21 protein-coding genes and 1 other annotated feature are annotated in these 19,085 nt (G+C 54.0%); of the genes, 3 read left to right on the forward strand and 18 right to left on the reverse strand.

What is annotated here, in order from left to right; all coding sequences use genetic code 11:
• Positions 1 to 218: 218 nt before the first annotated feature.
• The 15 genes from SBI19_RS28550 to SBI19_RS28620 form a co-directional block, all read right to left on the reverse strand.
• Positions 219 to 1,844: a catalase gene (locus tag SBI19_RS28550; RefSeq protein WP_483312350.1), complete on the reverse strand. Its 1,626-nt coding sequence runs from the start codon at positions 1,842 to 1,844 to the stop codon at positions 219 to 221.
• Positions 1,845 to 2,389: 545 nt separating this feature from the next.
• Positions 2,390 to 3,205, reverse strand: coding sequence for a class I SAM-dependent methyltransferase (locus tag SBI19_RS28555; protein ID WP_317972928.1), 816 nt, complete (start codon positions 3,203 to 3,205; stop codon positions 2,390 to 2,392).
• A gap of 38 nt (positions 3,206 to 3,243) precedes the next feature.
• Positions 3,244 to 4,797, reverse strand: a complete 1,554-nt coding sequence (locus SBI19_RS28560) for a 2-isopropylmalate synthase (protein ID WP_317972947.1) — start codon at positions 4,795 to 4,797, stop codon at positions 3,244 to 3,246.
• Between the two features lie 190 nt (positions 4,798 to 4,987).
• Positions 4,988 to 5,298, reverse strand: a binding site (T-box leader).
• A gap of 637 nt (positions 5,299 to 5,935) precedes the next feature.
• Positions 5,936 to 6,697: an ABC transporter permease gene (locus SBI19_RS28565; RefSeq protein ID WP_317972929.1), complete on the reverse strand. Its 762-nt coding sequence runs from the start codon at positions 6,695 to 6,697 to the stop codon at positions 5,936 to 5,938.
• A 2-nt stretch (positions 6,698 to 6,699) separates the two neighbouring features.
• A complete protein-coding gene (locus SBI19_RS28570) occupies positions 6,700 to 7,458 on the reverse strand; it encodes an ABC transporter ATP-binding protein (RefSeq protein WP_317972930.1) in 759 nt (252 codons plus the stop codon).
• Between the two features lie 42 nt (positions 7,459 to 7,500).
• The gene (locus SBI19_RS28575) at positions 7,501 to 7,821 is read right to left on the reverse strand and encodes a DUF1048 domain-containing protein (protein ID WP_317972931.1); all 321 of its coding nucleotides are present in this window, start codon (positions 7,819 to 7,821) and stop codon (positions 7,501 to 7,503) included.
• Positions 7,822 to 7,833: 12 nt separating this feature from the next.
• Positions 7,834 to 8,181: a DUF1048 domain-containing protein gene (locus SBI19_RS28580; RefSeq protein ID WP_317972932.1), complete on the reverse strand. Its 348-nt coding sequence runs from the start codon at positions 8,179 to 8,181 to the stop codon at positions 7,834 to 7,836.
• A complete protein-coding gene (locus SBI19_RS28585) occupies positions 8,178 to 8,486 on the reverse strand; it encodes a PadR family transcriptional regulator (RefSeq protein ID WP_317972948.1) in 309 nt (102 codons plus the stop codon). The genes SBI19_RS28580 and SBI19_RS28585 overlap by 4 nt, the downstream gene beginning before the upstream one ends.
• A 176-nt stretch (positions 8,487 to 8,662) precedes the next feature.
• Complete coding sequence (gene tsaD, locus SBI19_RS28590) at positions 8,663 to 9,733, reverse strand: tRNA (adenosine(37)-N6)-threonylcarbamoyltransferase complex transferase subunit TsaD (protein WP_317972933.1); 1,071 nt, start codon at positions 9,731 to 9,733, stop codon at positions 8,663 to 8,665.
• Positions 9,730 to 10,224, reverse strand: coding sequence for a ribosomal protein S18-alanine N-acetyltransferase (gene rimI, locus SBI19_RS28595; protein ID WP_317972934.1), 495 nt, complete (start codon positions 10,222 to 10,224; stop codon positions 9,730 to 9,732). The genes tsaD and rimI overlap by 4 nt, the downstream gene beginning before the upstream one ends.
• Entirely contained in the window at positions 10,221 to 11,042 is an 822-nt protein-coding gene (gene tsaB / locus SBI19_RS28600; RefSeq protein WP_317972935.1) for a tRNA (adenosine(37)-N6)-threonylcarbamoyltransferase complex dimerization subunit type 1 TsaB, read from the reverse strand. Before tsaB ends, rimI begins: the two co-directional genes overlap by 4 nt.
• Positions 11,039 to 11,548, reverse strand: a complete 510-nt coding sequence (gene tsaE / locus SBI19_RS28605) for a tRNA (adenosine(37)-N6)-threonylcarbamoyltransferase complex ATPase subunit type 1 TsaE (RefSeq protein ID WP_317972936.1) — start codon at positions 11,546 to 11,548, stop codon at positions 11,039 to 11,041. The genes tsaB and tsaE overlap by 4 nt, the downstream gene beginning before the upstream one ends.
• Positions 11,549 to 11,605: 57 nt before the next feature.
• Positions 11,606 to 12,634, reverse strand: a complete 1,029-nt coding sequence (gene thiL / locus SBI19_RS28610) for a thiamine-phosphate kinase (RefSeq protein ID WP_317972937.1) — start codon at positions 12,632 to 12,634, stop codon at positions 11,606 to 11,608.
• A 215-nt stretch (positions 12,635 to 12,849) separates the two neighbouring features.
• Complete coding sequence (locus tag SBI19_RS28615; protein WP_317972938.1) at positions 12,850 to 13,719, reverse strand: YitT family protein; 870 nt, start codon at positions 13,717 to 13,719, stop codon at positions 12,850 to 12,852.
• A 292-nt stretch (positions 13,720 to 14,011) separates the two neighbouring features.
• Entirely contained in the window at positions 14,012 to 14,584 is a 573-nt protein-coding gene (locus tag SBI19_RS28620; protein WP_317972939.1) for an FAD-dependent oxidoreductase, read from the reverse strand.
• 203 nt (positions 14,585 to 14,787) lie between these two features.
• On the opposite strand from SBI19_RS28620, the gene SBI19_RS28625 reads away from it, so the two are divergent.
• Entirely contained in the window at positions 14,788 to 14,988 is a 201-nt protein-coding gene (locus SBI19_RS28625) for a hypothetical protein (protein ID WP_317972940.1), read from the forward strand.
• Here SBI19_RS28625 and SBI19_RS28630 read toward each other — a convergent pair.
• The 3 genes from SBI19_RS28630 to SBI19_RS28640 form a co-directional block, all read right to left on the reverse strand.
• Positions 14,985 to 15,170: an H-type small acid-soluble spore protein gene (locus SBI19_RS28630; protein WP_317972941.1), complete on the reverse strand. Its 186-nt coding sequence runs from the start codon at positions 15,168 to 15,170 to the stop codon at positions 14,985 to 14,987. The genes SBI19_RS28625 and SBI19_RS28630 overlap by 4 nt on opposite strands.
• Positions 15,171 to 15,386 carry a hypothetical protein gene (locus SBI19_RS28635; protein ID WP_317972942.1) on the reverse strand — a complete coding sequence of 72 codons (216 nt, stop codon included), beginning with the start codon at positions 15,384 to 15,386 and terminating at the stop codon, positions 15,171 to 15,173.
• A 201-nt stretch (positions 15,387 to 15,587) separates the two neighbouring features.
• Positions 15,588 to 16,988, reverse strand: coding sequence for an ABC transporter substrate-binding protein (locus tag SBI19_RS28640; protein ID WP_317972943.1), 1,401 nt, complete (start codon positions 16,986 to 16,988; stop codon positions 15,588 to 15,590).
• Positions 16,989 to 17,317: 329 nt separating this feature from the next.
• Between SBI19_RS28640 and SBI19_RS28645 the strand changes: the two genes are divergently transcribed.
• Together SBI19_RS28645 and ku are read left to right on the forward strand one after the other, a co-directional pair.
• Entirely contained in the window at positions 17,318 to 18,109 is a 792-nt protein-coding gene (locus SBI19_RS28645) for a helix-turn-helix transcriptional regulator (RefSeq protein ID WP_317972944.1), read from the forward strand.
• 118 nt (positions 18,110 to 18,227) lie between these two features.
• On the forward strand, positions 18,228 to 19,085 hold an 858-nt coding region (ku, locus tag SBI19_RS28650; protein ID WP_317972945.1), incomplete at its 3' end, for a non-homologous end joining protein Ku.

The following is a 19,085-nucleotide window of genomic DNA, read 5'->3' on the forward strand; positions in this document are numbered from 1 at the left end:
CCATTCTGAGTAGCCAGATTCGATAGTTGGTGCGTAGTTAGGCGGGGGTTTACCACACTTAATTGGCTGCGAATCAGGTTTGCGGACGATTAAGTGTGGTTGAGACACACTTATTCCATTCTGAGGAGCGAGATTCGAGTGTTGGTGCGTCGTTTGGAGGGGGTTGCCACCCAAATAAAAGCAGTCGAGCAGAGTCTCCCTCTGCTCGACTGCTTCAATTAATAGCCGTCGCTCTTGTGACCAAGCTCGGATGCAATCTCCATCGCGTCGCCGTTCTGCGACGTAATGCCGCTGTGCGCGCTCGCACGCTTCGCAAGCGCTTCTTCGATCGCCTTCGCCACATTCGCGCCGTACTCCGGATCGGCTTTCGTGAAGTGCTCGACCATCCGATTGCGAATGATGTCTTTGCACTCCGCAAGCGCTCCGCCCAGGTTCGCAATGAGATCCGCACGCTCTACTTCATCGAGGCTGCGATAGGTCGCCCCCGCTTGGGCAAAATCGTTCGTCCGGTCGATCTGCTGACGCACTAACCGCTCATTGTAAAGCGGTTCATGCTCCTTGCCGCGCTGCGGCGCTTCTTGCAGACCACCGAGCGAGGATGGCTCGTAGTTGACATGCGGATTTTGACCCGGAGCGAGATCAACCTCATACGCCATCTGACCATCCCGCTGATTGGTCGCCACATGCTTCTTCGGCGCGTTAATCGGCAGCTGCAGGTAGTTCGTACCGACCCGATGCCGCTGCGTATCGGAGTACGAGAAGGTCCGTCCTTGCAGCAGCTTGTCGTCCGAGAAATCGAGGCCATCGACCAGAACGCCTGTACCAAACGCCGCTTGCTCCACCTCTGCGAAATAGTTGGTCGGATTCGTGTCCAGCACCATCCGCCCAACAGGCAAGAACGGGTATTTCTCAGGATCCCACAGCTTCGTCGGGTCGAGCGGGTCGAAGTCGAGCTCAGGATGGTCGTCGTCGGTCATCAGCTGTACGTTCAGCTCCCAAGCCGGATAATCGCCGCGCTCGATTGCTTCATATAAGTCCTGCGTTGCGTGGTTGAAGTTGGTGCCTTGAATCTTCTCCGCTTCGCCAGCCGTCAAGTTCTTAACGCCCTGCAATGGTTCCCAATGGTACTTCACGAGCATCGCTTGACCATCCGCATTGACCCACTTATAGGCATGCACGCCCGAGCCCTGCATTTGACGATAGTTGGCTGGGATGCCCCACGGCGAGAACAGGAACGTGACCATATGCGTCGCTTCCGGCGAGTTGGACACGAAATCAAAGAACCGTTCGTTGCTCTGGATGTTCGTTACCGGATCCGGCTTGAACGCATGCACCATGTCCGGGAATTTGATCGGATCGCGGATGAAGAAGATCTTCAAGTTGTTGCCGACCAGATCCCAGTTGCCGTCTTCGGTATAAAATTTGACCGCGAATCCGCGCGGGTCTCGCAGCGTCTCCGGCGAATGGTTGCCGTGAATAACAGAGGAGAACCGTACGAAGACCGGCGTCCGCTGGCCAGCCTCCTGGAACAGCTTCGCCCGCGTATACTTGGCGACCGGTTCATTGCCTACCTTGCCGTAGGCCTCGAAGTAGCCGTGAGCACCCGCTCCGCGCGCATGCACGACTCGTTCCGGAATGCGCTCCCGGTCGAAGTGCGATATTTTCTCAAGGAAATCGTAGTTTTCCAGCGTAGTTGGTCCCCGGCGTCCGACTGTCCGGACATTCTGGTTATCCGTAATCGGATGTCCCTGCCGGTTCGTCAGCGTCAGCTCCGACTCTCCTTCGCTGAAGCGCTGATCTTCCGATCCGCCTGCTCCGAGCCCATTGTTGTTGTTACCCGTCACCGTTGCCGCCTCCTCGATTCAAGCTTCATGTTGGATAATGGATCGTTTTGTCGAAAATGTACCGCGTTGCTTTCGAAATCTCAGTGCTCCTGTTTTACGCTCCCCATCCAGTATTTCTCTGCACGAAAGCAGTTATGCATTTGCCATTTATTCGGATATTCACCTCATCCACAGGTTTATCCACACCCCTGAACAAGTTGTTGTACAATTCTGTCGAAATGCAAGTCGAATTTACGCCTGTTATATCACGGCATTGGCTTGCGCATTGCTCCCTTAGTTCAAAAGACATGCCTTTTATCCACGTTATCCACATTGTCCACAATTCACCTGTGAAAAAGTTGTCCACTTTTACATAACAGTATCAATTTGCTAGGAAGCGCGTTCGGACGCGGTATTGGAAAATTTACACACACTTCACACATCGCTGTGGATAATGTGAAAAAAGACGGTCCAATTGGCTGCAAGAGCCTCTTGGACCGTCTTTGTCAGTTTTATCGAAAAAGTGTCGGAATACTTTCGGTGATTTTCGCAATGATGACCTCGTATTACTCGGCCTGCCCGATGTACAACAAGTGAGAGGATGAGCCTAGATTGAAGCGATTGGCCGCCTCACGGTAAACCACATCCATTATCTCCTGGAATCGTTCCTCGCCGAATGAATGCCAGTAATCGAACCGTTCAGCCCGCAAACTGCCGGCAATGCTGGAGGAGCCGATGAGCGCAATCGTTCGAAATCCTTGCGCCTCCATGAACGGCTCAATCTCGTCGATTCCAAAGTAGTAGGCGCCGGTGAATCGCCCCGCATCCGTATGATTGAACTCGCCAGTCTGAGCGAAGGCGATGAGGCCTTCCGGCTCATGGTTAGGCTTCCACTGAAGCGGATCGGCAAGGGAGGTCATGAGATGCCGAGTTCGCGTCATGAAAGCGACGAAGACGAGACCCCCTCGCTTCGTGACGCGATGAAGCTCGCGAACGGCGCGGATGCGATCGGCATCCTGCTGCAAGTGATAGAGCGGACCCAGCATGAGCGCTGCGTCGAACGCAGCATCACCATAACGAGTGAGATCTGTCGCATCGGCAACGTCAAACCCGCGGAACTGCTGCGTAATGTCGAGCTGCTCCGCTATGCTCTTGGCGATGTCGACCAGCCGAGGCGTCAGATCAGCCAGCGTAACCTCGTAACCATGCTGTGCCAGCGCCATGGCGTACTTGCCGGGACCTGCCCCAATATCGAGAATATGACCTTGGGCTGGCAAGCTCCTGCGCATGTAATACCAATTCACAAGAAATTCGATCGGCTCGCGATCGAGCCTTCCCCATTCATCGAACTGATTATAATACTCGACAATGCTGCTCCCCATCCTGTCGTCCCCTTCCGCATTACAAATATTGGAGCAGATTATACAGCCGACTCTTCGCCTTGTACAGTCCCTGCCTGATCGCTGCCGCCGCTCATAATCGCTTGGTTGCACGCTGCCACGTATGCTTGAGCCGAAGCGAGTATGATGTCCTTGTGAATCGAGGTGCCGCGGTACCTCCGTCCACCGTACAGAATCGTGACGACCGCTTCGCCATACGCATTCTCACCCGTCGACAACGAGTGCAGCTCCAGGTCCTCGAACTCCGCTGCGGCTGGTATCGCTTGTTGAATGCAGCGGATAACGGCTTCGACCGGCCCTTCGCCAACTGCGGAGTAGGAGCGTTCCTTGCCGCTGGCCTCCTTCACCGTCACCGATGCGACGCGCGAGCGTTGCGTACCGGAGACGACCTGCAGGTCGGTCAATACGTATGGATCCGGCTGCGTATCCGTCGCTTCGCCCGCCATGCGGATCAGCTCGACGTCGGAGACGATTTTGTGCTTATCGGCGGCGACGATGAACTTCTCATAGACCGTCTGCATCTGCTCATCATTGACGATGATGCCGTATTCCGACAGACGGTGCTTGATCGCGTGACGGCCGGACGATTTGCCGAGGATAATCATATTGCGCGGAATGCCCATCGCTTCCGGGTCCATAATCTCATACGTGTTGCGGTTCTTCAGCAGACCATCCTGATGGATGCCCGATTCATGCTGGAAAGCGTTGCGTCCGACGATCGGCTTGTTGAAAGCGATCGGGAAGCGCATCGTCCGGCTGACCAGACGCGACGTCTCGAAAATTTCCGCCTGCACGATGCCCGTCTCCGCCTGCATCGCATCCTTGCGCGTCTCGATCGCCATGACCAGCTCTTCCAGCGAGCAGTTGCCGGCACGTTCGCCGATGCCATTGACGGTCACTTCGATCTGCGTTGCACCGCCTCGAATCGCAGCCAGACTGTTCGCTACCGCCATGCCCAGATCATTGTGGCAGTGAGCGCTGAAGCGGACGCGATCGGCGCCGCGCGCTTCTCGGCGTACGGTACGGAACAGCTCCTCTACCTCGCTCGGAATGGCGTAGCCCATCGTATCCGGCAGGTTGATGATCGTAGCGCCTGCACCGATCGCCGCTTCAACCAGCTCCGTCACGAACTCGATGCCCGAACGTGTCGAGTCCATCGCCGAGAACTCGATCTCGTCCACGAACTGCTTGCCGAAGCTGATCATGTCGCGGGCGATTTGGATCACTTGCTCCCGAGATTTGCGAATTTGGAAGTTCAAGTGAATGTCCGAAGACGAGATGAACAGATGCAGTCTGCGGCGTGCTGCATCCTGTGTGGCTTGGACAGCAGCTTCGATATCCGCCTTGACGCAGCGAGCGAAGCCTGCAATTTCAACATTGTGCAGCTCACGGGAAATTTGCTGGATCGCCGCGAAGTCGCCGGGGCTAGAGATCGCAAACCCCGGCTCGATGACGTCGATGCCCAGCTTCGCCAGCTGGCGGGCAATGATGATTTTGCGGCCGGAATCGATCGAAGCGCCAGGCGATTGCTCGCCGTCACGCAGCGTCGTGTCGAAGATTTGAATGCGTTTCATGCTATCGATAGCGTTCGCGTTTGTATTTGCGTTAAAAGTTGTCATAGGGTTAGCCTCCTAAGATTATTTGAGTTGCTGTCTCGCTCCTGCTCCCTGCGAACAATGAACTTGCATCGGAAGTATGGGCTAAAGGTTGCTAAGTACAAAAAAAGCAAGCCCATCGTCTCCCGCTCCGGTTCTCACCTTTGCAATAAGAGACGACAGGCTTGCTTCCAAGCCGCTGCCGCGGTACCACTCTCGTTGACATCGCTTCTGGTCGAATGCGATGTCCTCTTTGGCGCCAAGCGCGTGACTGCCCTCGGGAGGGTGTGCGCTCAGCATCCGGGGTAACGGCTGGATCGGCCGTAATGGTGTACACCAACTCCCGTCATACGATGACGATCGTAAGTTTCCACCATTCCGCTCACAGGCGAGTTTCCAACCGTCGTTCGACTGCGTCGCACCACCCCGCAGTTCTCTGTACCCCGAATCGGTTGTACTGCTCCTGTTCATCGCGTTCATGTATGGTCAGGTCTTTCATTATCGATTGATTGTTCCAAGTTTTCGTTTTACTTCCCAGATCCATATTGGTCGAAGTCGAATACGCGCCAAATGCGCTTGAACGTTCACGCCAACATTGCGAATGACAACAAGAAAAGCCTGCCGCCCCTTGCAGTTATGCAAGAGACGACAGGCTTGTGTGCCCGCGCGGTACCACTCTTGTTGACACTCCGCTTAAATGCTAAGCGTGAATGCCCCCTTAAGCGCTTCGTCATATCCGGATCATGACGGTAAGCGCACCCTCTCACGGGGGTAAACCGTAATGACGTACGTCCGTATCCGATGACCGTCGTCATCCTCAATCGGTTCCGCCATTCCGCTCCCAGGCGAGTTTCGAAATCTCCTTCGACTGCGTTGCACCACCCCGCAGCTCTCTAGCGGCAAGCACGTCTTGCGACCATGCCCGCCATACCCGGCAATCTCTACTGCTCCTGTTCTTCGCGTTTGGAACATATTCGTGAATCTGTTGGAGTCATTATATGCACAGCAGTCTATATCTGTCAAACACTAAATTTTCAGACTTCTTCGATGCGGGGACCCCAGTATCTGAAAAGTGCAAACAACGTTTACGAGTCACGAATGTCCTGTGTTGCAAGCATTAAGCGGCCTTCCGGTTGTAAGCCCGCATTGCGAAGTAATAAGCGACGAGCATAATTCCGACACACCATGCAAGCGCGATCCAAATCTCATTGCCAACAGGCTGACCTGACAGCAGTGCACGAATCGCTTCCACGATTGAAGTCACCGGCTGGTTATCGGCAAAGGCGCGAACGACCTTCGGCATCGAATCGGTTGGTACGAAGGCTGAGCTGATAAACGGAAGGAAGATGAGCGGATAGGAGAATGCACTGGCACCTTCCACCGATTTTCCAGTCAATCCGGCGATCGCCGCAACCCAGGTCAAAGCCAGCGTAAACAACATGAGTATCCCGATTACAGCGAGCCACGACAGAATCCCAGCCGATGAGCGAAAGCCCATAATAAGCGCCACGATCATGATGACCGCAAGCGAAAGGAAGTTGGATACCAGCGAGGTCAATACGTGCCCCCACAGTACAGCAGAACGCGCGATCGGCATCGAGTGAAACCGCTCTATGATACCCCGCTGCTTATCCATGAACAAGCGGTATGCCGTATAGGAAATGCCGCTAGCAATCGCAATCAGCAGGATGCCGGGCAGCAGATAGTTCACATAGTTATCCGTATCGGTCTGGATTGCGCCGCCCAGCACATAGACGAACAGCAGCATCATCGCAATCGGCGTGATGCACACCGTGATGATGGTGTCCACACTCCGGAAAACATGTCGCATGGAACGTCCAAGCATGACGCCCATATCGCTGACAAAATGTTCGTTCATCGTTACGCCCCCTCCTTTTTGCCGATAATCGCAAGGAAAATCTCTTCCAACGAAGGCTGTTTTTCCACATACTCCACCTTTGCGGGAGGGAACAGCTTCTTCAGTTCCGCAAGCGTGCCCTTGCTAATAATTCTGCCTTCATGCAAAATGGCGATTTGATCGGCAAGTTGTTCAGCCTCTTCCAAATACTGCGTGGTCAGGAATACAGTCGTGCCGCCTTCGGCAAGCTCCTTGACGACCTTCCATGCTTCTATGCGCGCCTCGGGGTCAAGCCCGGTGGTCGGCTCGTCGAGAAAAATGAGCTGCGGTTTCCCGATCAGGCTCATGGCAATATCAAGCCTGCGGCGCATGCCGCCCGAATAGGTAGACGCCTTGCGGTCAGCGGCGTCCGTCAGCCCGAAGCGATTCAACAAGTCATCCGCAACCTGTCGCGGATGACTGAGATGCCGCAATTTCGCGATCAGGATCAAATTCTCCCGACCGGTCAATATCTCGTCTACCGCGGCGAACTGCCCCGTGAGACTAATCGACTGCCGTACATGGCCGGGCTTTGTCGTGACGTCAAAACCGTTTACGATGGCAGCGCCTGCATCTTGCTTAAGCAGCGTGGTTAAGATTCTGACGATCGTCGTCTTGCCCGCGCCGTTGGAGCCGAGCAGGGCGAAAATTTCGCCCCGATTCACTTCGAAATCGACACCTTTTAGAACCTCCATGCCCTTGAAAGACTTCCGCAGACCTTTCACTTCGATTGCTTTTACCATCCCGATTTCCCTCCTCCTATTACTGTGATTGATCCACGCCAGCTATTTCTTGGACTTGTTGTCCACGGATTCTTGATAAAGGTCAGCGTATGTTTTGGAATCTTTGATTAATTCGTCGCAGAACGCAGCCACGTCATTGCCGGTCACCTCGAGCACGCCTTTCTTCGAAGCCGCGCCTTCCTCGAAGAGATCGACGATCCCCGAGAGCAAACCCGTACCGTCGGTCAGCTCGACAGGGCCGACTTTGAAGAGATATTTTTGAATTTCTTTATACACGATTTGATAATCTTGCGGGAGCGATTTGACGCGCGCCACGTGCGCGCGCCACTGTTTTTTACCTTCGATGATATCTCTGATACTCATAGTTAATTCCTCCTATTTGCCTAATTTTTTAGCGATATTGTTATTGAGCTGCTTACGCCACTTGTCACGATAGGACTTTGCGCCTTCTTCGCCAGCGAGCGCTGAACAGAAGCCTTTGATATCGTCGCCTAGCACCTCTTGCACATTCTGACCGTCTGCTGCCGTCTCTTCGAGCAAGCCGACCACGCCGTCCAGAATAGGCATCAGATTGCGGCCGGTGAAATCGGTATGCGGCCACAGATGAACGTTAATTTGACTCCATGCCGCTTGATAATCGGCCGGCAGCTTGCTAATTCGCGATTCGAAATCCTTCATTGCTTTCGTCATGTCGCTGCCCGTAATTTTCTCCCAGAAATTCATTGTTTTCTCTCCTTTAACTCGTTCATTTTCGATGAGACGAACTCCCACTTCTCCCAGAACATTCGAAGTTCCTTACGCCCTTCGTCGTTGATCGCGAAGAACTTTCGAGGCGGTCCCATGTCGGAAGGTTTCTTGGTGATTTCCACTAATTTGTTTTTTTCAAGCCGGATCAGGATCGTATACACCGTTCCCTCCACTACATCCGAGAAACCGAGGGCATTCAGCTGCCGCGTAATTTCGTAACCATATGTTTCTTGGCGGCTAATAATGTCAAGGACACAGCCCTCAAGCACTCCTTTGAGCATTTCCGTTAAGTTTTCCAACACAATCACCCTTTGCTATTCTGTACGACTGGTATGCAGTGTTACTGACTACCGCTATAAAGTATGGCTGGTATGCAGTGTTACTGACTACTACTACAAAGTAACACGTAGTAGCGGCATTGTCAAATGACTTTTGCCCAAAAATGAAAAAAAACCGGTCATTCGACCGGTTTAGGTGCTGCCACCGACCACTCCTCCAGCGAGAGGAGCGGATCGGCTTTCATATCGAGCGAGGTGAACTCGCCGCTCTTCCATTTCAGGTGCGCGGCCGCGCCGATCATGGCGCCGTTGTCCGTGCACAGCGCAAACGGCGGCACAAGCAGCGGCACGCCTGCCGCTTCGCAGCTCGCCGCCAGCGCAGCGCGCAGGCCGCGGTTGGCTGCAACGCCGCCGCACAGCAGCAACTGGCGAGCGCCGAACTCCTGGATCGCACGCATCGATTTGCCGACGAGCACATCGATGACAGACTCTTGGAAGCCGCGAGCCAGTGCAGCGGTATTAAGCGTCTCGCCTTTCATCCGCGCTTGGTTGATCGCGGCAAGCACCGCAGATTTCAAGCCGCTCAGGCTGAAATCATACGAATCCGCCTCCAGCCACGCGCGCGGCAGCTCAACGACCTCTTCCGCTTCGATCGCAAGACGATCGATATGCGGTCCTCCCGGATACGGGAAGTTGAGCGCACGCGCAACTTTGTCGTAAGCCTCGCCGACTGCATCGTCGCGCGTACGTCCAACGATGCGGAACGAGCCTTCCCGCTCCAGCACAACGAGCTCCGTATGTCCGCCGGAGACAACGAGTGCAACGCATGGATAAACGATGTCATGCACCAATGCGTTGGCATAGATATGCCCTGCAATATGGTGCGTGCCGATCAATGGGATGTCCAGCGCCATCGCGTACGTCTTCGCAGCAACACCGCCTACGAGCAATGCGCCAACAAGCCCTGGGCCCTGCGTGACCGCAACAGCCGACAGCTCGCTCGGCGCAACGCCAGCCTGCTCCAGCGCTTCCTCCATCATGACGGTAATCGTCTCGACATGCTTGCGCGAAGCGATCTCCGGCACGACGCCGCCGAACTTCCGATGCGTCTCGATCTGACTCGAGATCACGTTCGACAGAATCTGCTTGCCATCGCGCACGACTGCGACCGAAGTCTCGTCGCAGCTTGTTTCAATTGCGAGCAGCAGGCTCCCCTGCTCCCCTGCTACCTGTTCCTTCTGTTCTGTCATCCTGGCTGCTCTCCCGTCTTAGACGCATCAAGTTCGACCCACATGATGAGCGCATCCTCATTATTGTCCGAATAATAACCCGGCCGTATGCCGGCAGGCTCGAAGCCGAGCCGCTCATACAACCGCTGCGCGCGATCGTTCGAGACGCGCACTTCAAGCGTCATTCGCTGCATGCCATACTCGGCCGCACTCTCCATCTGCCGCTGCAGCAGCTTCTCGCCAAGGCCCATTCCACGGCGATCGTGCCGCACCGCAATATTGGTCACATGCGCCTCGTCAATAATCGTCCACATGCCGCCATAACCGATAATACCCGTATGATCCTCCATCACAATATAGCGGGCAAAATGGTTATGCGTCAGCTCGTTAATGAACGCTTCCGCCGTCCATGGCGTCGTAAAAGCTTCTCGTTCGATCGCAATAATGTCCGGAACATCCGTTATCCGCATGGCTCGGAACATGACAGCCGACTGCTGCGTACCGCTGCTCATCGCCCATCACGCTCCGCTGCTTGCTTCTCGCGCAGTTTAACCTCTGCCTCAGTCAGCTGCGTATAGTTCGGCACAAAGCTATGCACGTCGTCCTGCTCGCCGCGCGCGAGACGTTTCGCTCCCAGCAGCGCACTGCTGCGACCCGCCATCAACGAAGGAGACAACAGGACACGAACGCCGCATTGTTCGCACAGCTGCTGTAATCGTGAAGCCTCTTCTTCATGCTTCTCCAGATCGCCGCACACGACAATCGTGAGCGAGCCTTCTTCTTCATGGAACTCCGAATAAGCGCTTGCGCGATCCGCGAGCTCGTCAACCCAATCCGCCATCAGTCGAATGGCATCCGGAGCAAAACGCACCCATGTGCTGTTCACTTCTCCGCCCGCGGCCCAAGCAGCCGTATACACTTGGCCGCGACGCGCATCCATGAGCGGCACAAACCAATGCTCGCTGCCGTCATCCTCCGCAGGCAAGCTGCCATAGGCGAGCGCCTCAAGGCTCGATACGCCAATAATCGGCTTGTTCCAAGCCCAAGCAAGCGTCTTAGCCACTGTTACGCCAATCCGCATTCCCGTATACGAGCCTGGACCTCGTCCAACTGCAATGCCATCAAGCGTATCGGCCGTGACGCCGCAATCAGCCATAAGCGCCTTCAGCTTGGATACGACTTCAACCGAATGGTTGCGCTCCGCCATCGACTGGACTTCGCCGAGCACCTCATTACCGCGTACGATCGCCATCGCCATCGCCGCCGTTGACGTATCAAGCGCCGCTACGATCGGCTTCGCCGAATCGAGCGTTTCTTTGATCCCGGTCATGACTGTTCCTCCCCACGCCGCCTGCGCTGCTCCTCTGCCAGTTCCTTCACTAGCTTAGAATAACGCCCGCCGATGCCCATAAGCTCATACCGACGGCTTTGTCCGCCTAGATGAACAAGCTGAATATGGAGCCGATCCGGCGGCAGCAATTCTTCAATCAGGCTCGCCCACTCGACAATCGTAACCCCTTCACCAAAGAAGTAGTCGTCCAGTCCTAAGTCATCCGCTTCTTCGATCGACAGGCGGTAAACATCCATATGGTAAAAAGGCATCGACTGCCCTTCATATTCCTTAATGATCGTAAACGTCGGACTGTTCACGATGCCCGGAACGCCTAATGCCGCAGCGAACGCTTGGGAGAAGCGAGTTTTGCCCGCTCCAAGATCGCCGTCAAGCGCGAGCACCGCGCCCGGCTCTGCCCAATGCGCCAGACGTTCTGCGAGAGCAACCGTCTCCTTCTCCGCGTGGCCCTCCCAGGCCGCTACTTCTACTAATCGCGTATTCATACCTTCACCGTTCCCTTAAAGAGGTTGTACTTAACTGCTGTCTCTCTATCCAGATCCTCAGCCAAAATGGTTATATCCGCGCTTCTGCAGCTGCCTTCTCCGCTCCGTTGCTGCGGAGCTCCCAGCGCCGCCGGTAATAAGCTGAACATCCGGTCCGCCTTCCTCGACCTCGCCGATGATAAACATCGGAATGCCTTCCGCCTCCAGCGCCGCCTTGGCGCCTTCCGCATCTCCAGCTTCAATCGTACCCAGCAGCACATAATCCTCGCCGCCGTACATCATCCATTCCAACGCATCCTGTCCGGCGTCTGCCGCATAGCTCATCAGCGCACCGCTCCTAGGGAGCTGTCGATCGCGCAGCAGCAGGCACACACCGGATGCCTCCGCGATTTCCCAAGCCTCGCTGGCCGCGCCGTCGCTCACATCATTGAGCGACGTACAGGTACCGCGCTGCTGCAACAGCCTGCCTGCTAATACCGAAGGCGATGGTCGTCGATGCGCCCGCACAAGCGGTTCAGGCATAACCGCCGCTTGTCCCCCCAGCAAGCCATGCAGACCGGCAGCCGACTGCCCGATCGGGCCTGTTACGAATATGACATCGCCCGGCTTCGCACCCGAGCGCTGCAGCGCCTTCCCGGTTTCCACCCTGCCGACGACAGTAACCGCGACAACGAGATGCTGCGGCGATGAAGTCGTATCGCCGCCTATAACGGCTACACCATATCGATCCGCGCACTCATACAATCCATCGTACAGCGACCTCATTCGATCCGGCCCCCAGGCTGGCGGCACGCTGACCGACACGAGCGCATGCATCGGCAATCCGCCCATCGCCGCAACGTCGCTTACATTGGCGGCAAGCGCTTTGTAGCCAATATCCGAAGCCGACATTGTTATATCGTTAAAATGGATCGTCTCCACCATCGTATCAACCGCGAGCACCCACTGCCACTGCTGCTGCGGTACGTCCGGCAATTGAACAACGGCGGCATCGTCTCCAATGCCTAATACAACGCCTCGTTCCTTCTGCCACTGCGCGGACTGGCGCTCAGCGGTCCAATGACCGATGCTTGCGAACTCGTCCAATCATTCCGCCCCCATGCCGCTTTCGTCTCTATCTCCGAATGAAACGCAATGTACCGTACCGTTTCACCTTGTCTTCTTGCGTTGACCTTATTATATCGGGCGTCGACGAGTGCCGCAACAAATGGTATCAATGACAGTCGACCTTGCTCCCAACGAAAAAAGCCGCATTCGCAAGGCTTAGAGCCTGGCGAATGCGGCTTGTTCACGTGAAATGACTAGTGAATGTCCTTCTTCTTGAAACGTCCGCCCTTCACATCGTGAATGTTGCCGACGGCAAGGAAGGCCGATTCGTCGATCTCCTGCACAATCGATTTGAGTTTCGCTTCCTCCAATCGCGTAATGACGCAGAAGATGACTTTCTTACTGCCGCCAGAGAAGGCGCCTTCGCCATGCAAATACGTAACGCCGCGGCCAAGACGACTCATGATCGCATCGCCGATAATTTCCGACGAGTCGCTAATGATCCAGATCGACTTGGACTCGTCGAAGCCTTCGATCGTAATATCGATCAATTTGTAAGCCAAGTAGTAGGCGATAAGCGAGTACATCGCGCGGTCCCATCCGAACACGAAGCCTGCGCTGCCAAGAATGAAGAAGTTAAAGAACATAACGATCTCGCCAACGGAGAACGGGATTTTCTTATTAATGAGTATGGCCACGATCTCGGTACCGTCCAGCGATCCGCCGGAACGAATGACGATGCCAACGCCAATACCTAGAATGAGACCGCCGAATATAGCTGCCAGGAACGTGTCATCAGTGAAAGCTTGCACGGGGTGAAGCAGGAATGTGCCGAGCGACATAACGACGACACCATATAAAGTGGATAATGCGAACGTCTTGCCAATCTGCTTGTAACCAATAAATAAGAACGGGAGGTTGAGGAAGAACAGGAATACGCCGATCGGTACACCGGATAAGTGTCCGAAAATGATGGAGATACCTGTGATGCCGCCGTCGATAATGTTGTTCGGTACTAGAAATATTTCTAGCGCGACGGCCATAAGGATTGCCCCGATGGTTATCAATATCATTCGGCGGGCAATTTCGACCTTGGTCAATCTACTGTGATGGATGTGTGCCATTGAACCCCTTCCTTCCTTGTTGTCTAACAATTCTAACTATAGTATACATGAAAATTCGGTCAAATTGAACCGAAAATCATCATTTTCGTTCAAAAAATATCAAATTCACGACTTTTTGATATCCGGCCTTCGTTTATCAGATGTTATATCGGTTTATCTGTCGCTTGTGAAACGAATCCTTAATACAAGCATGAAAAAGGCTGCACAGCGAGGGATCAGCATGATGCCGATATACCGCAGATGCAGCCCATATGTTCCAACCCATTCTAGCTAATTCTTCGAAATGCTTCGTCTAGCTCTTAAGGACGTCGTGATCGACGTAACGCTCTCCATTAATCTCGCTGATGACGTTAATCGCGACCTTCGCGCCATCGCCCGCCGTAACGATCGTATGTACGCTGACGCCTGCCGCCGCGCCTGCCGCCCATACGCCCGCAACGCTCGTCTTGCCCGCTGCATCGGCATCCAGAATCGTCTTCACACGCGGCTCGGTGCCTGGTTTCACAGCAATGCCGCTCGCTTCCGCCAGCGCTTCCGTCAGACCTGTGCCAGTCGCCAGAATTACATGCTTCGCTTCATAGGAAGTGCCGTCTTCCGTACGTACAGACACAGTGCCTTCGCCGGATAGGACTTGCACCGCTTTGCCTTGCACGAACTCCGCACCGAAATTTCTTGCCTGCTTTACGCCGACCGCAATAAGATCGGGACCGCTGATCGCTTCGACTCCGTAATGGTTCTCGATCCAAGCGCGTTTCGTAATGCTCTGATCGCTGTCGATCACAAGCGTAGATTTGCCTGCTTTGGCCGTGAACAATGCTGCGCTTGCGCCTGCTGGACCTGCTCCAATAATGACGATATCGTACATGATAATTCCCTCCTTAATTTGGATGATAAAAGCATATAATATTACCCATATTCCCGCCAAGCATAAACGGAATAATCATCAAGTTAAGGAGGAAAAGACTGCTTGCATCCGCTCGTTCCGTCGCATATGCTGATAGAGAAGCAGTAAGCCTGTAATTCAGGCAAACTGCCGCATTTTGGATAACCTATTGGAGGAATGCATCGATGAGTTCGAAGAAGAAAGCCGGAGCACCGCGCTCGGCCAGGGAGAAAGCGAAGTCCATCCTTACCGGAGCCGGACGCAATGAATGGATCCGCAAGCCGCAAACGCAAGTGATTAAGAATAGGAAAGCAGAACAGCGCCGTACGTGGTGCCGCAAAGGCATCGACGATGGCGCTGTTTCATTTTACCCCGTATGTGGTTAACCCTTATCTTCCACTAGCCGGTCCACCGATACCGTATGCGTATTCTGCGGCGTTCCGCCGACCTGAACCGTTGCCATGCCATTCGCCTCATCGACGGACTCGATCCACACCGGTTCTCCTTCAAGGTGAACGCCAATCGTGCCCGGCGATTCGTAGATTTGCTTCGCTCGCTTGATATCCACTTAGTTCTCCTCCCCTACAATCGGACCCTCGCTCGTATCCATGTAATCCGTCGTGGAAGCGTCGATCAGGCCGTTATGCGTCGTCACCTGACCCCCGCCAAGCCCTTCATTCACCATCCGGTCGATATCCATCTCATAGCTGCTTCGTCCGTCATGCCATGCATCGGTATCTACGTCCCGTCCTTCTTGCTCGCTCGGGTTACGGTCCAGTGCCATGTGTGCTGACAACTCCTTCGTCGAGTAAAGTTCTTATGATCGCTTTACATGCTGCGCTATGTGCGAGGCACCTGCCTTCTTTGAAAAATATGCCCTGAGGGGTTCAATCTCATGCGCCGCATTCATTTACACTTTGTTAACGACAAGAAAGCAGGCCCGGGGGGAGCCTGCTGCCTTGATGGATATCGTCAATTTAAGTTGTTACTGTTTCCATATCTTGTCGACAGCCGCCTGGAACGGGGCTTTATACTTCTCGATAACCGTCGATACGGATACACCCTCACGAATTTCTCCGATGAGATCGTAAAATGGCATTTCCGGATAACCGTTATCGGATTCGACGACTTTAATGCTCTCGCCCGCGAGCTTCGCGTTGTTCACATCGTCTTCGTTGCTGAAATACGATTCCAGGGATGCTTGCTTCGGATAGTCGTACACCGATTTGATATCGTTGATTTTCTCATAAATGTATACCAGCTGCTCGGGATGTTCGACCGCCTTCGGAATGGTCAGATAGTTCGGAATGGTTAACAAGGAATGGTACTCCGTCACGCTTGGACCTTTCGGGAACGGAACGAAGCCGATATCGATGTCCGGCATATCCTTGTGGAAATCGTTCGTTTCATAGTCGCTGCCCGCATACATGAGCGTATTGCCTTGACGGAAGAACTGTCCCGGCTCCGTCCAGTCCCCGCCTTCCGACGGCCTGCCAATCTTCTCCGTTGCAAGCTTGGACAAGAAGTTGAGCACTTCCAGCGTCTTCGGATTATCAAGCGTCTGTTTACCGTCTGCCACCAGGTTCGCTTCGTTCGCAGCCATTGCCGGCACCAACAGCGAATCGCTGGCCAGCCCCCACGTATCCAGCTTCCCGTCATTATTCGTATCTTTGTTCGCCTCTTTGGCGACCTGCATGAACGTATCCCAGTTCCAGTTGCCTTCGTTGACATAATCCTGCAGCGGTTTAATGCCCATATTCGCCATCAAGGTACGGTTGTATAGAATGCCTGAGGATGCGCCGTTGATGCCTGCACGGAAGCCATACCCTCTGCCTTCATATAGCGAATATTCATTCGTGTATTGCTGAATGAACACCTTGTCGTTCTTCGTGTACTCGTCGACCGGCCAGAACATATCTTTCTTGACCAACGTTGGAATCATCCACGGTCTAGCCAGACGGATGATATCTCCGACCGGCGTTCCGGACATTAGGGAGGCCGTCACCTTATCCTTATACTCGCCGTAATCAACGACTACGTATTCGATTTTGAAATTATGTTTCTTCATCAGCGCATCCAGGTTTTTCTTCTTCTCGATGTTGTCCGGATTGTCTTCCTTGATCGATTCATCGTACCAGGATACCCATTTGATCGTTCTGCCGCCCATGTCAAAATCGAGCTCCGGCGTCGTACTGACAGGATCTGTTTCCGCATCTGCAGCTGTTTCTCCAGTATCCTCCGCGTCCGTTGCTGCAGGAGCCGTCGCCTCCGTGCCTCCTGTTTTGTCTGTTTCCGTGCTGCTCTTCTCCCCGCCTGAACCGCATGCAGCCGTAGTCACCAGCATCAAGCTGCACAACAGCATCCCCATTGACTTACGAAACTTCATTTTTATGAATCCCCCTTCACATTCGGCTGCGATAAGGCAGCGCTTTCATTTTGTATAAGGCTGTAAGGAACGCTTGCAATTGCGACGCTCCGAACCTATGCAAAGTGTATAATCTGACAGGTTGTCAAACCATAGAGTTTCTAAATATGATTTGTAATAAACCAATATAAAAGTAAAAGTCTAGGAGATTTCAGCTATTACATTATGCCCACTTTACGATCCGAATCATGCTAAATTCCTACCAACAAGCAATAACGCCGCCACAAGCCTGAAGGTTCCATCCACGATTCATACGATAGTCTAACCATTTCTACTCGGGAGGAATTTCAATGGAACTGGACTACCATCCCCACCTCGTGCCGAATATCTTTCTGTTCGTTGATCGCAAATGTTTCCCTGACTGGACCATTCAAAGGTCAACCATCAGTTTTCACGATCTTACCTTTGTCATTGCGGGCAGGGCCCGCTATTACATTAACGGGGAACCATACAATGTTGAGGCGGGCGATTTGATCTATGTTCCGGGGGGCAGCGTTCGAGAAGCGCATACCTTCAAAGCTTGCCCTATGCACGCATTTCCCTTCAACTTCTACTGGGCTTCTCCGCATAATGATATTCGCCTCCCATTCGGGACCGTAACCAAGAAGATGATAACGAAAGAAATCATGGGATACATCAGAGAGTTTAATCAAGTATGGATGAGCAAGCAGCCGTTCTATCTCATTCAAGCTCGTGCGATCTTTGAGCTGATCCTGCATCGACTGTTGAGCAACTTTACCCGTCAGACGAGCATGCATGTTGATCCACGAATCAAGAAACTTACCGCATACATTGCAGAATGTTATGCCCAGCCGCTTAAGATGGGGGACTTAGCTGAACGCGTGAATCTGAACCCCGTTTACTTAGGCAAGCTCTTTAAGGAGAGCACCGGCTCGACCTTTAGGGAGTATCTGAACCACATTCGGATCAATAATGCCGAAATGATGCTGGCAGACGGTGATTTCACCGTAACGGAAACGGCTGAACGCTGCGGCTTTCAGGACATCTCGTACTTCAGCAATCTGTTCAAGGAGATGAAGGGCTATCCTCCATCCGCCGTCAGGAGAATTGCAGAGAGGTGATCCGCTCGTATTTATTGATCAAAAATGGGTCGTTTGAAACGGTTGAATCGCCTTCATTGCGGGAACGCTGGTAATGATCTGTTCAAAACGCGATAAGCGCGATGGAGGTGCGTAGGCCATGCATACGGTGTGGAAAGGTGCGATCAGTTTCGGACTTGTACATGTTCCGGTCAAAATGTTCTCAGCCACCGAAGACAAAGATATTTCGCTGCGGATGATTCATAAGGAATGCGGCAGCCCAATTTCCTATGTGAAGACGTGTCCCGCATGCGAGAAAGAAATCGCCATGGACGACATCGTGAAGGGCTACGAATATGAGAAAGGCCGTTTCGTACTGCTCGATAAGGACGATCTGGAGTCCATCGGAGGCGAGCGGTCGAAGACGATTGCCATTCTCGATTTTGTAGCGCTGTCGGATATCGATCCGATTTATTTTCAGAAGACGTATTTTCTGGCGCCGGACCAAGCGGGCGGCAACGCCTATCATCTGCTGATGGAATCCATGCGCGATACGGGCAAGATCGGCATTGCGAAAGTATCGATTCGGCAGAAAAGCTCGCTCGCCGCGATCCGCGTCATGGGCGATTGCTTGGCGATGGAGACGATCTACTACCCCGACGAGATCCGCTCCGTGCAGCAGGTGCCCGGCCTCGCCGACGTTCAGACGAAGCCCGTCAACGACAAAGAGCTGATGATGGCCAAAATGCTCATCGAGCAGCTGTCGACGCCGTTCGAACCGGACAAGTATACGGACGATTACCGCGCCCAGCTCATGGAGCTCATCCAGCACAAAATCGCTGGCGAGGACGTTCGCATCGCGCCGCAGGCGGAGCAGACGAACGTCCTCGATCTGATGGCGGCGCTGCAAGCGAGCCTCGAGGCTGCGCGCTCTACGCCAGCCGCAGAGGCGCCGCCAGCGGTAGCCGCCGGGCCGATCGTGACGGCCACCGGCACAGGCGTTGCCGGCCGGGCACCA

The sequence above is a fragment of the Paenibacillus sp. CCS19 genome (genome assembly GCF_033239625.1).
In the GTDB taxonomy this organism is placed as follows: Bacteria; Bacillota; Bacilli; order Paenibacillales; family Paenibacillaceae; genus Paenibacillus_T.

What these genes read in the sequence shown, in the direction of transcription:
- SBI19_RS28640 (WP_317972943.1), bottom strand. Translation starts at nt 16,988, where the DNA reads ATGAAGTTTCGTAAGTCAATGGGGATGCTGTTGTGCAGCTTGATGCTG.
- SBI19_RS28645 (WP_317972944.1), top strand. Translation starts at nt 17,318, where the DNA reads ATGGAACTGGACTACCATCCCCACCTCGTGCCGAATATCTTTCTGTTC.
- SBI19_RS28555 (WP_317972928.1), bottom strand. Translation starts at nt 3,205, where the DNA reads ATGGGGAGCAGCATTGTCGAGTATTATAATCAGTTCGATGAATGGGGA.
- SBI19_RS28625 (WP_317972940.1), top strand. Translation starts at nt 14,788, where the DNA reads ATGAGTTCGAAGAAGAAAGCCGGAGCACCGCGCTCGGCCAGGGAGAAA.
- SBI19_RS28585 (WP_317972948.1), bottom strand. Translation starts at nt 8,486, where the DNA reads ATGCTCAAAGGAGTGCTTGAGGGCTGTGTCCTTGACATTATTAGCCGC.
- tsaE (WP_317972936.1), bottom strand. Translation starts at nt 11,548, where the DNA reads ATGAATACGCGATTAGTAGAAGTAGCGGCCTGGGAGGGCCACGCGGAG.
- SBI19_RS28565 (WP_317972929.1), bottom strand. Translation starts at nt 6,697, where the DNA reads ATGAACGAACATTTTGTCAGCGATATGGGCGTCATGCTTGGACGTTCC.
- SBI19_RS28560 (WP_317972947.1), bottom strand. Translation starts at nt 4,797, where the DNA reads ATGAAACGCATTCAAATCTTCGACACGACGCTGCGTGACGGCGAGCAA.
- SBI19_RS28575 (WP_317972931.1), bottom strand. Translation starts at nt 7,821, where the DNA reads ATGAGTATCAGAGATATCATCGAAGGTAAAAAACAGTGGCGCGCGCAC.
- rimI (WP_317972934.1), bottom strand. Translation starts at nt 10,224, where the DNA reads ATGAGCAGCGGTACGCAGCAGTCGGCTGTCATGTTCCGAGCCATGCGG.
- SBI19_RS28615 (WP_317972938.1), bottom strand. Translation starts at nt 13,719, where the DNA reads ATGGCACACATCCATCACAGTAGATTGACCAAGGTCGAAATTGCCCGC.
- SBI19_RS28635 (WP_317972942.1), bottom strand. Translation starts at nt 15,386, where the DNA reads ATGGCACTGGACCGTAACCCGAGCGAGCAAGAAGGACGGGACGTAGAT.
- tsaD (WP_317972933.1), bottom strand. Translation starts at nt 9,733, where the DNA reads ATGACAGAACAGAAGGAACAGGTAGCAGGGGAGCAGGGGAGCCTGCTG.
- SBI19_RS28570 (WP_317972930.1), bottom strand. Translation starts at nt 7,458, where the DNA reads ATGGTAAAAGCAATCGAAGTGAAAGGTCTGCGGAAGTCTTTCAAGGGC.
- SBI19_RS28620 (WP_317972939.1), bottom strand. Translation starts at nt 14,584, where the DNA reads ATGTACGATATCGTCATTATTGGAGCAGGTCCAGCAGGCGCAAGCGCA.
- tsaB (WP_317972935.1), bottom strand. Translation starts at nt 11,042, where the DNA reads ATGACCGGGATCAAAGAAACGCTCGATTCGGCGAAGCCGATCGTAGCG.
- SBI19_RS28580 (WP_317972932.1), bottom strand. Translation starts at nt 8,181, where the DNA reads ATGAATTTCTGGGAGAAAATTACGGGCAGCGACATGACGAAAGCAATG.